Source organism: Streptomyces sp. NPDC058335 (assembly GCF_042723915.1).
Lineage (GTDB): Bacteria > Actinomycetota > Actinomycetes > Streptomycetales > Streptomycetaceae > Streptomyces.
The window spans coordinates 277,981-289,391 of sequence record NZ_JBHXHX010000004.1; the positions used below are offsets into that span (position 1 = coordinate 277,981).

The following is an 11,411-nucleotide window of genomic DNA, read 5'->3' on the forward strand; positions in this document are numbered from 1 at the left end:
CTGTCCGGGGGTACACGCCGAAGCGTCGCGGCAGGATCCACGAAAGGGGTCACGATGGATGAATCGGCGCTGCGAGCGGTCGGGTGGGCGCGCACTCTGCCGATGCACACCTCGGTGAAGGCGGCCCGCGACTGGGCCCGGGAACACCTCGACACCCTGGGCTGGAGCGCCGAGGCCCCGGAGACCGCGGACGCCGTTCTGCTGACGGTCTCCGAGCTGATCACGAACGCCCACCGGCACGCCCGCAGCAACGCCCAGCTCGTCATGATGTGGGACAGCCGCTGTCTCCACATCGCGGTGCACGACCACTCGGGCGAGCTGCCCGCTCCCCGGCAGCCCAGCACCGACCGTGTCGGAGGGCGGGGGATGCTCCTGGTCGACGCCCTGGCCGACAGTTGGGAGGCGCACCCCTGCCCGCACGGGAAAACGATCACGGCATGTTTCCGCCCGCCCGCGGCGGACGCCGGGCGCAGCTGAACGGGCCGGTGTCCGACGCTCGTCGGAAGCGGACGCTACCGAGCGGGCAGCGCCTCGCGCAGCGTCTTCGCGGTGTGGGTGGCGTCGTAGCCCTCGGGGACGCCCGGGACCAGGATGATGTCGCCCTCGATGTGCCGGGCGCGCAGGGGCGCGATCTCCCGGTAGGCGTCGGAGGCCCACCAGGCCCGCGCCTCGGCGATCGACGGGAAACCGATCACCACCACGTGTCCGGGCCAGGCGCCCTCCATGACCTCGTGCTGCGCGCCGTGCACCAGGAAGCGGCCGCCGTACGGTGCCAAGGTGGCGGTGATGCGTTCGATGTACTCGGCGATTTCGGCGTGCGGTGCCGCTTCCTGCAGGTGGGCGATCGCGTAGGCAGACATGGTGTCCTTCCGTCCGGTCGGGCTCTCGACACCCACGATCCTGCGCCGTCGAAGGGCCGCGGTCGATTACCCGGGAGGTAAGCGCGACGCGTGGGCACCCTGGGACGGCCCTCCACGGTTCAGCCGCGCAGCCAGGCCGCGGTGTCGGTGGGCAGTCGGCCGTCGGTGTCCAGGGGGCCGCTGGTGAGGAGGACGGTCTCGTGGTCCGGCAGGACGGCGGGGGCGTCGGCGAGATTGACCACGCAGACCAGGCCGGATGCGCGGCGCAGGGCGAGGACGCCTTCGGGGGCGGGCAGCCACTCCAACGGGCCGTCGCCCAGGCCGGGTTCGGTGCGGCGCAGCCGGAGTGCGGTGCGGTAGAGGGTCAGCATCGAGGCGGGGTCGGCGGCCTGGCGGTCGGCGGCGTACGCGGACCAGCCCTCGGGCTGCGGCAGCCAGGGGTCGGTGCCTGAGCAGCCGAAGCCGGCGTACGGGGCGTCGGCGGTCCACGGCAGTGGCACACGGCAGCCGTCGCGGCCGGGGTCGGTGCCGCCGGAGCGGAAGTGCATGGGGTCCTGGATGCGGTCGCGCGGGATGTCCGCCTCGGGCAGGCCCAGTTCCTCGCCCTGGTAGAGGTAGACGGAGCCGGGCAGGGCGAGGGTGAGGAGAGCTGCGGCGCGGGCCCGGCGGGTGCCCAGGTCCAGGTCGGTCGGGGTGCCGAAGGCCTTGGTGGCGAAGTCGAAACCGGTTTCTCCACGGCCGTAGCGCGTGACCGTGCGGGTCACGTCGTGGTTGCACAGCACCCAGGTGGCGGGGGCCCCGACGGGGGCGTGCTCGGCGAGGGTGTCGTCGATGGCCGTACGCAGCCGGGCCGCGTCCCAAGGGCAGGCGAGGAAGGTGAAGTTGAACGCGGTGTGCAGTTCGTCGGGGCGCAGGTAGCGGGCGAAGCGCTCGGAGTCCGGCAGCCAGACCTCGCCGACGAAGACGGCGCCGTAGGCGTCGGCGACGCGCCGCCAGGAGCGGTAGATCTCGTGGAGTTCGTCGCGGTCGACGTAGGGGTGGGGATCGCGGCCCTCGACGAAGTCGGGCAGCGCGGGATCCTTGGCGGGCAGGGCGGCCGAGTCGATGCGGACGCCCGCGACGCCCCGCTCGAACCAGAACCGCAGGACGCTCTCGTGTTCCTCGCGGACGGCCGGGTGGGCCCAGTTGAGGTCGGGCTGCTGAGGGGTGAACAGGTGCAGGTACCACTCGCCGTCCGCCACCCGGGTCCAGGTCGGGCCGGCGAACTGTGACGGCCAGTCGTTGGGCGGCAGTTCGCCGTGCTCGCCGCGTCCGGGGCGGAAGTGGAACCGCTTGCGTTCGGGGCTGCCCGGTCCGGCGGCGAGTGCGGCGCGGAACCAGGGGTGCTGGTCGGAGACGTGGTTGGGGACGATGTCGACGATGGTGCGGATGCCGAGGGAGCGTGCTTCGGCGATCAGCTTCTCGGCCTCGTCGAGGGTGCCGAAGGCGGGGTCGATGGTGCGGTAGTCGGCGACGTCGTAGCCGCCGTCGGCGAGCGGCGAGAGATACCAGGGGGTGAACCAGACGGCGTCGACGCCGAGTTCGGCGAGGTAGGGCAGTTTCGCCCGTACGCCCGCGAGGTCTCCGGTGCCGTCGCCGTCGCCGTCGGCGAAACTGCGGGGGTAGACCTGGTAGATGGCGGCGTCACGCCACCAGTCGTCCGGGGGGCCGGGGGTCGTGTCGCGATGAGGGGCTGCCACGTGACGGTCCTTTCGGGGCAGGGGTGGGTCTCCGCCGCCGCCCCGGACAGCGGGGTGTCGAGAACGGGGCGGCGGCGGAGGATTCGGAAGGGGCGACGGGCGGCACCGCGAGGCCCGGCGGGAACCGGTGCCGAGGGGGAAGGGGCGCGTCAGCCCTTGAGGCCGCCCGCGGTCAGCCCGCTCATGATGTTGCGCTGGAAGAGGAGGAACAGCAGCAGGGTGGGCAGGGACGCGATGGTGAGGGAGGCGATCAGCACGTTCTCGGGCACGCTGGTGGCGAGCGAGTAGATGCCGACGGCGAGGGTCTGGCCCGTGGGGTCGGGCAGCACCAGCATCGGCCAGAGGAAGTCCTTCCAGACGCCGACGACGGCGAAGATGGACACCACGCCGAGGATGGGCCGGGAGATCGGCAGCACGACGGACCACAGGACGCGCAGCGGGCCGGCGCCGTCCATGGAGGCCGCGTCGAGGAGTTCCCTGGGGATGGAGTCGAAGAAGCGCTTCAGCAGGAAGATGGCGAAGGCGTTGGTGACCGACGGCAGCCAGATCGCCCAGGGCGAGTTGAGCAGGTTGCGTTGGATGATCGGCATGTCCAGCACGGTCAGGTACTGGGGTACGACGAGGACGGTCGCCGGGATCATCAGGGTGACGAGCATCATCCCGAGGATGGCCTTGCCGAGGACGGGCCGCAGCTTGGACAGCGAGTAGGCGGCGGCCACGTCCAGGACCAGTTGGAAGGCGAGCGCTCCGAAGGCGTAGTAGAGGGTGTTGAGGAGCAGCCGGGCGAGGTCCATCACCTCCCAGGCCCGCCGGTAGTTCTCCGGGTGGACGGAGCCGGGCACCCAGGTCGGAGGGGTCTGGACGGCTTCCTGGGTGGTCTTGAGGCCGCCGGACACCATCCAGTACAGGGGGCCGAGGAAGGCGAGCGTGAACAGGGCGACGACGAGCGCGAAGGCGAGCCAGTAGACGAGTCTGCCGCGCGGGCGGGCCAGTCGGGCGGGTGGGATGAGGGTGCGTGTGGACATGTGCGTGTCTCCCCCGGTCCTACTCGTCGGCGGCGCGGCTGAGCCTGGTGTACACGGCCGAGAAGCCGGCCAGCAGCACGAGCAGGAGCAGGCCCAGCGCCGCCGCGGCGCCGTAGTTGTTGAAGTTGAAGGCGTACTGGTAGATCAGGTAGACGACCGTGGTGGTGGAGCCCTCGGGTCCGGCGCCGCCGGTGAGCAGGAAGGGTTCGACGAAGACCTGCATGGTGGCGATGACCTGCATGAGGAGCATCAGCAGCAGGACGAGCCTGGTCTGCGGGATCGTCACGTGCCACACCTTGCGCAGCAGGCCGGCCCCGTCGAGTTCGGCGGCCTCGTACAGCTCGCCGGGGACGCCCTGGAGTGCGGCGAGGTAGATGAGGGTCGCGCCGCCCATGTTCATCCAGGTGGAGGCGACGACGACGGAGAGCATCGCCGTGTCGGGGTCCTGGAGCCACTGCTGGGCGGGGAGGCCGAAGACGCCGAGGACCTCGTTGAACATGCCGTACCCGGGGTCGTACAGGTACTTGAACAGCAGGACGGACGCGGTGGGCGGGAGCATCACGGGCAGGTAGACCAGCAGCCGCAGATAGCCCTGGCCGTGCCGGAACTCGTTGATGACGAGGGCGGTGAGGAAGGGCACGGCGAAGCCCAGGACCAGCGCGAGGACGGTGAACCACAGGGTGTTGCGCCAGGCCTGTCCGAAGGCGGGGTCGTTCCAGACGGTGACGAAGTTCTCCCAGCCGGCCCAGCTGACGTGTCCGTTCTCGGTCTTCTGGAAGGCGAGCAGGAACTCGCGGACGATCGGGTACCAGGAGAAGAAGGCGAAGCAGAGCACGGCGCCGATGAGGAAGCCGTGAGCGGTGAGGTTGCGGCGTACGGCCTGGGCGAGGCTCGCGTCCGGGTGCCGTACGGCGCCGGCGCGGGTCCGCCGGGGACGGCGGGGCCGGCGGTCCTTGGCCGTCGGGTCCTGCGCGAGGGTGGGGGCCGACATGAGGCGCTCCTTGACGTGCTGCGGTGCCGCCGGACGCGACGTCCGGGCACGTGACGTGGGCGGTCGGGCTCGCCCCTCCGTGAGGGGGCGGGCGCGGGGCGCGCTCGCGGGCCGGGCGGTGCGACGCCGCCCGGCCCGGCGGGGTCACTGGGTGGCGAGAACCTGGTTGACCTGGGACTCCGCCGTCGACAGGAGCTTGTCGATGTCGGCGTCCTTGTTGGTGAGGAGGCCGGACATCACGTTGTCGAGGACCTTGTAGATCTCCTGGGCCTTCGGCGGTTCGGCCTTGCCCGGGACCGGGTTGTCCATGAACGCCTTGAAGTTCTCCACCGGCATGGTCGCGTACTGCTTGCGGGCCGCGTCGTCCTTGGCCTTGCTGTCGTTCAGCCACAGGTTGGGCTGCGGGAGTCCCACGGGCAGACCGTCGGCCTTGGCGCGCCGCCAGTCGTAGTGGCCCTTGCCGACGGTGGTGAACTTGAAGTTGAGCCAGGCGACGGCGGCCTTGACCTTGTCGGGCGAAATGCCTTTCTTGATCATGTAGTTGTTGCCTCCGGCGAGGGTGTTCTTGCCGCCGGGGATCGGACCCATGCCGAAGTTCTCGTACTCGGCGCCGAGTTGCTGGACCATGTAGGTCACGTCGTCGGGCGCGGCGAGGAACATGCCGAGTTTGTCGGTGGCGATCTGCTTCTGGAGGTCGCCCCACTTCAGCAGCTGGGTCCTGCCCATGGAGTCGTCCTCCCAGCGCATGGCGTGCAGGTTCCGGGCGACCTGCTTGCCGATGGCGTCGTTGAAGGCGGCCTTCTTGCCGGAGGTGTCCACGACGTCACCGCCGAGGCTGTACATCTGCGCGGTGAAGTGCCAGCCGCCGGTGTTGGCGGCGCTGTACTCGCCGAACCCGGCGACGCCGCCGCCGAGGGCCGCGATCTTCTTGGCCGCGGCGCGGACGTCCGCCCAGGTGGCCGGCGGGGTGTCCGGGTCGAGGCCGGCCTCCGCGAAGAGTTTGCGGTTGATCAGCAGGCCCATCCGGTAGTTGCTGGTGGGCAGGCCGTAGAGCTTGCCGTCCTGCTTGAGGGAGCCGAGGACGTCGGGGTCGATGTCCTCGAGCAGCGGGACGGTCCGGTCGTTGACGTAGGCGGTGATGTCCTGGGCGCCGTCGTTGTCGAGGACCTGCGCGAGGTCGGTGAAGTAGGTGTAGAACACGTCGGGTTGGGACTTGGCCTTGAGCATCGCGGTGAAGCGGGGCGGCTCCAGGCACTGCCCCGGGGTGGACCGGCCTTGAACGGTGACGTTGGGATAGGTCCTGTTGAACTCCTTGACGTCCTCGTTCCACTCCTTCAGCTCGGCCGCCTTCGCCGCCGGGGGCATGCAGTCGATGGTGATGGTCACCTTGGTCTTGGGGTCCAGCGGCGCGGCGGGATCCGAATTCGCGCTGTTCCCGGAACCGTTGTCGTCGTCGTTGCTGCTGCTCGTGCCGCAGGCGGCGAGCGCCGTCAGCGTGAGAGCGGAGACGAGGGTGACCGCGCCGGCGCGGCGGGTGCGGCGGAACCGAGCTGTTCTCATGGGTGGTCCCCCTTCGGCATGAACGTGGAAGGCGCCCCCTCGCCGAGGCGATGTGGGGCGCCGCACACTCAACCACCGTCGACAAGTGTCCGCAATATCCCGCGCAGATTTCGTAATTGTTTGACAGATAGGCGTGGAGGGCTGGTTCGGTGACCGTCATCGCGGCGCGAGTGGGGGCCGAGCGAGCGCGGTCGGCGCGATGCCGTGCGGTCGGCGGGCCTCCGGCGTGGGAGCCGTTCAGTCCCGCGGGGCCTGCGCGGTCGAGCCGCGGACCACGAGTTCCGGCTCGAACAGCAGTTCGCCGGGCGGCACTTCGCCACCCCGGATCTGGGCGCACAACAGGTCCACGGCGGCCCGGCCCATGGCCTCGATGGGCTGGCGAACGGTCGTCAGCGGGGGCTCGATGCAGTTCATGAACGCCGAGTCGTCGAAGCCGACGACGGACACCTGTCCGGGCACCGCGAGGCCGCGCCGCCGGGCGGCTCGGATGGCGCCGAGGGCAAGGGGGTCGCTGGCGCAGATGATGCCGGTGACACCGCGTTCCAGCAGGCGTGTGGTGGCCGCCTGGCCGCCCTCCAGGGAGAACATCGAACGCTCCACCCGGTCGTCGGGCAGGGTCGTGCCGACCGCCTCGGCGGCGGCGCGGGCGGCGGCGAGCTTGCGCCGCGAGGGGACGTGGTCGCCGGGGCCGAGGACCAGGCCGATGCGCTCGTGGCCCAGCAGGGACAGGTGGCGCCAGGCCTGTTCGACGGCGACGGCGTCGTCGCAGGAGACGCAGGGGAAGTCCAGTTCCGCTATGGCGGCATTGATCAGCACGACCGGGATCCTCCGTTCGGCGAGCTGGTGGTAGTGGTCGTGCGGGGCGTCGGCCTGGGCGAACAGTCCGCCGGCGAACACCACCCCGGAGACGTGCTGCTGGAGCAGCAGCTCGACGTAGTCGGCCTCGGAGACGCCGCCCTTGGTCTGGGTGCACAGCACCGGAGTCAGCCCCTGCTGGGCCAGCGCCGCGCCGATGACCTCGGCGAACAGCGGGAAGATCGGGTTCTGCAGCTCGGGCAGGACCAGGCCCACCAGGCGGGCGCGTTCGCCGCGCAGCTGGGTGGGGCGCTCGTAGCCGAGCACGTCCAGCGCGGTCAGCACGGACTGCCGGGTGGCGTCCGAGACCCCGGGCTTGCCGTTGAGGACCCGGCTGACCGTGGCCTCACTGACCCCAACCTTCTTGGCTACCTGAGCAAGTCGTCGCGTCATGGGCGCAAGGCTAGCGCAAGCAGCGCAAGCGACTTGCGTGAATCTTGGGCCTCGGACCGTCCACGGCGATGTCGTGCGGGCGCGGCCCGCAGAGCGTGATGTCCGCTCCGACCGTGGCCCTCCGCTCAGAGACCCCTTCCGTGTCCGCCCTTCCCGTTACGCCCTGTGAACGGCCTCGGCCAGCGGCTTTCATGGCGGCTGTCGGGAAAAGCAAGCCGGTGGGCAAGCGACGCAAGCGGTTTGCGGGGCAACTGCGGCCGCTGCCGGGACCGTTGACAAACCTGGGACTCGCTAGAAACCTGTGCCGTAGTTTCCGCAAAGAATCGATTGTTCGACTCAAATTGTGTGCACGGGCCGGCGTTCGCCCTCTCGGTCCGCCCCTCCGGGGTCGTCCCGCTCCGCTCCTCCCCCGTACCTCCCCGCCGGTCTGCCGCGCCCTCCGCCGTGCCACCGATCGAACTGAGGACCTCATGAGATGGAGACCACCAGGCCGTCGGCCCCTGACCGGCGTCGTCGTCGCCGGGCTCATCACCACGGGACTGCTACCGCTCACCATCGCCTCCCCCGCCCAGGCCGCACCGGCCGCCGCTGACGTCAACCTGGCCCTCGGCCGCCCGGCCACCGCCGGCGGCTCCCACGCCGAGTACCCGGCGCCCCGCACCACCGACGGCGTCCAGGCCACCTACTGGGAAGGCCCCGCGGGCGCCTTCCCGCAGTGGGTGCAGGTCGACCTCGGCGCGGCCCACGACGTGGACCGGGTCGTGCTCAAACTCCCCACGGGCTGGGAGAGCCGCAAGCAGACCCTGTCCCTCCAGGGCAGCACCGACGGATCCGGGTTCAGCACCCTCGCCGCCTCGGCGGTCCGCGTGTTCGACCCTGCGCAGGCCAACACCGTGTCCGTCGCCCTGGCCTCCCCCGCCGACGTCCGGTACGTCCGCGTCGACGTGTCCGGCAACACCGGCTGGAACGCCGCCCAGCTCTCCGAACTGGAGGTGTACGGCGAGGACGGCGGCACCGAACCGCCCCCGGCCGGCACCAACCTGGCCCGGGACAAGCCCGTCGAGGCCACCTCCTCCGTGCAGAACTACGTGGCGGCCAACGCCACCGACGACTCCACCTCCACCTACTGGGAGGCGGCCGGCCACCCCGCGGACCTCACCGTGAAGCTGGGTGCCGACGCCGATCTCAGCGCCGTGGTGGTCAGACTCAACCCCGACCCGGTCTGGGCCGCCCGCACCCAGGGCATCCAGGTCCTCGGCCGCCAGCAGGCGGCAAGCGGTTTCACCTCCCTCGTCGCCACGAAGACCTACGCCTTCAGCCCGGCGGGCGGCAACACGGTGACGATCCCGGTCAGCGGCCGCTGGGCCGACGTACGCCTGCGGTTCTCCTCCAACACCGGCGCGCCCGGCGGTCAGGTCGCCGAGTTCCAGGTCGTCGGCACGGCGGCGCCCGCCCCCGACCTGACGGTCACGACCCTGGACTGGACGCCCGCCGCGCCCACCGAACGGGACCCGGTCACCGTCCGGGCCACCGTCCGCAACGCCGGCACCGCGCGCTCCGCCGCCACCACCGTGGAGGCGAGTGTCGAGGGCACGGTCGCCGGCAGCGGCGCCGTCCCGGCACTCGACCCGGGCGCCTCCGCCACCGTCGACGTGGCCACCGGCGCCCGTACGGCGGGGAGTTACGCCGTGTCGGCCGTCGTGGACCCGCGTGGCACCGTCGCCGAGCTGGACGACTCCAACAACAGCCGTGCCGCCACGAGCCGGCTGGTCGTCGCCCAGGCCCCCGGGCCGGACCTGGAGGTGCGCTCCATCAGCACCAGCCCGGCCGACCCGGCCGTCGGCACACCCGTCTCCTTCACCGTCGCCGTGCACAACCGCGGGACCACCGCGGCGCCCGCCGGTTCGGTGACCCGCGTCCAGGCGGGCTCCACCACCCTCGACGGCGCCACCGGCCCGGTGGCTGCGAACGCCACGGTGAACGTGCCGATCACCGGCACCTGGACGGCGACCGCCGGCGGAGCCACCCTCACCGCGACCGCCGACGCCACGGGGGCCGTCACCGAGACCGACGAGAACAACAACGTGCTCGCCAAGTCCCTGGTCGTCGGGCGCGGCGCCGCCGTCCCGTACACCGCGTACGAGGCGGAGGACGGCCGTTACTCGGGCACGCTGCTGACGGCCGACGCCAAGCGGACCTTCGGACACACCAACTTCGCCACCGAGTCCTCAGGACGCAAGTCGGTCCGCCTCAACTCCCCCGGCCAGTATGTGGAGTTCACCTCCACCAATCCGGCCAACTCCATCGTGGTGCGCAACTCCGTCCCGGACTCCGCGACCGGCGGCGGCGCGGACGCCACGATCAGCCTCTACGCCGACGGCAGCTTCGTGCGCAAGCTCACCCTGTCGTCGAAGCACAGCTGGCTCTACGGCAGCACCGACGACCCCGAGGGGCTGACCAACCGGCCCGGCGGCGACGCCCGGCGCCTGTTCGACGAGTCCCACGCACTGCTGTCGCAGACCTACCCGGTGGGCACCACGTTCCGCCTCCAGCGTGACGCGGGCGACTCCGCCGCGTTCCACATCATCGACCTCGTCGACCTGGAGCAGGTGGCGCCCCCGGCCGCCAAACCGGCCGCCTGCACCTCGATCACCGAGTACGGCGCCGTCCCCAACGACGGCCTCGACGACACCGACGCCCTCCAACGGGCGGTCACCGCGGACCAGAACGGCCGGATCGCCTGCGTGTGGATCCCTGCCGGGCAGTGGCGGCAGGAACAGAAGATCCTCACCGACGACCCGCTCGATCGCGGCCAGTTCAACCAGGTGGGCATCCGGGACGTCACCATCCGCGGCGCCGGCATGTGGCACTCCCAGCTGTACACCCTGACCCCGCCGCACGAGGCGGGCGGCATCAACCACCCGCACGAGGGCAACTTCGGCTTCGACATCGACCACAACACGCAGATCTCCGACCTCGCCATCTTCGGCTCGGGCACCATCCGCGGCGGCGACGGCAACCACGAGGGCGGAGTCGGTCTCAACGGCCGCTTCGGCAAGGGGACGAAGATCACCAACGTGTGGATCGAGCACGCCAACGTCGGCGTGTGGGCCGGCCGGGACTACTCCAACATCCCCGAGCTGTGGGGCCCAGGTGACGGGTTGGAGTTCAGCGGCGTCCGCATCCGCAACACGTACGCCGACGGGATCAACTTCGCCAACGGCACCCGCAACTCCACCGTCTACAACTCCTCCTTCCGCAACACCGGCGACGACGCGCTCGCGGTCTGGGCCAGCAAGTACGTGAAGGACACCGCGGTGGACGTCGGCCACGACAACCGCTTCCGCAACAACACCATCCAGCTGCCCTGGCGGGCCAACGGAATCGCGGTGTACGGCGGTTACGGAAACACGATCGAGAACAACGTCGTTTCCGACACCATGAACTATCCGGGCATCATGCTGGCCACCGACCACGATCCGCTGCCCTTCTCCGGGCAGACCCTGATCACGGGCAACGCCCTGTACCGGACGGGCGGCGCGTTCTGGAGCGAGGCGCAGGAGTTCGGCGCCATCACCCTCTTCGCGCAGGGTCAGGACATCCCGGGCGTCACCATCCGGGACACCGAGATCCACGACTCGACCTACGACGGCATCCAGTTCAAGACGGGCGGCGGCGCGATGCCGGGCGTGAAGATCACCGACGTCCGCATCGACCGGTCCACCAACGGCTCCGGCATCCTCGCGATGAGCGGCGCCCGCGGCAGCGCCACCCTGTCCGACGTCACGATCACCGGCTCGGCCCAGGGCGACGTACTCGTCGAACCGGGCTCGCAGTTCACGATCACCGGCACGCCGAACGGGGCGTCCGCGGCCGCCCGGCGGAACGTCTACTGACACGCGGTCGATCCCGTCGTGACGGGGATCGACCGCTCCCTCCCGTACACCGCGCCCGGTGCCGGAAATCCGGTACCGGGCGCGGCACATGT

Annotated in this window: 8 protein-coding genes; 2 read left to right on the plus strand and 6 right to left on the minus strand. The window is 70.8% G+C overall.

The window, feature by feature from the left end; genetic code table 11:
* Positions 1–54 precede the first annotated feature (54 nt).
* Positions 55–477, plus strand: a complete 423-nt coding sequence (locus ACFWJX_RS09330; RefSeq protein WP_383239191.1) for an ATP-binding protein — start codon at positions 55–57, stop codon at positions 475–477.
* Between the two features lie 35 nt (positions 478–512).
* On the opposite strand, the gene ACFWJX_RS09335 is transcribed toward ACFWJX_RS09330, so the two are convergent.
* From ACFWJX_RS09335 to ACFWJX_RS09360, 6 genes are all read right to left on the minus strand, one after another.
* Positions 513–860 (minus strand): DUF1330 domain-containing protein, encoded by a 348-nt coding sequence (locus ACFWJX_RS09335; protein ID WP_383239194.1) that lies wholly within the window; start codon positions 858–860, stop codon positions 513–515.
* Positions 861–979: 119 nt separating this feature from the next.
* Positions 980–2,599, minus strand: a complete 1,620-nt coding sequence (locus ACFWJX_RS09340; protein ID WP_383239197.1) for a glycoside hydrolase family 13 protein — start codon at positions 2,597–2,599, stop codon at positions 980–982.
* 149 nt (positions 2,600–2,748) lie between these two features.
* On the minus strand, positions 2,749–3,624 hold the full coding sequence (locus ACFWJX_RS09345) for a carbohydrate ABC transporter permease (protein ID WP_383239200.1): 876 nt from the start codon (positions 3,622–3,624) through the stop codon (positions 2,749–2,751).
* Positions 3,625–3,643: 19 nt separating this feature from the next.
* A complete protein-coding gene (locus ACFWJX_RS09350) occupies positions 3,644–4,615 on the minus strand; it encodes a carbohydrate ABC transporter permease (RefSeq protein ID WP_383239203.1) in 972 nt (323 codons plus the stop codon).
* A 144-nt stretch (positions 4,616–4,759) separates the two neighbouring features.
* The gene (locus ACFWJX_RS09355) at positions 4,760–6,175 is read right to left on the minus strand and encodes an ABC transporter substrate-binding protein (RefSeq protein WP_383239206.1); all 1,416 of its coding nucleotides are present in this window, start codon (positions 6,173–6,175) and stop codon (positions 4,760–4,762) included.
* Positions 6,176–6,412: 237 nt separating this feature from the next.
* On the minus strand, positions 6,413–7,423 hold the full coding sequence (locus ACFWJX_RS09360; RefSeq protein ID WP_383239209.1) for a LacI family DNA-binding transcriptional regulator: 1,011 nt from the start codon (positions 7,421–7,423) through the stop codon (positions 6,413–6,415).
* Between the two features lie 470 nt (positions 7,424–7,893).
* Between ACFWJX_RS09360 and ACFWJX_RS09365 the strand changes: the two genes are divergently transcribed.
* Positions 7,894–11,319, plus strand: coding sequence for a CARDB domain-containing protein (locus tag ACFWJX_RS09365; protein WP_383239212.1), 3,426 nt, complete (start codon positions 7,894–7,896; stop codon positions 11,317–11,319).
* The last annotated feature ends 92 nt before the right edge of the window (positions 11,320–11,411 follow it).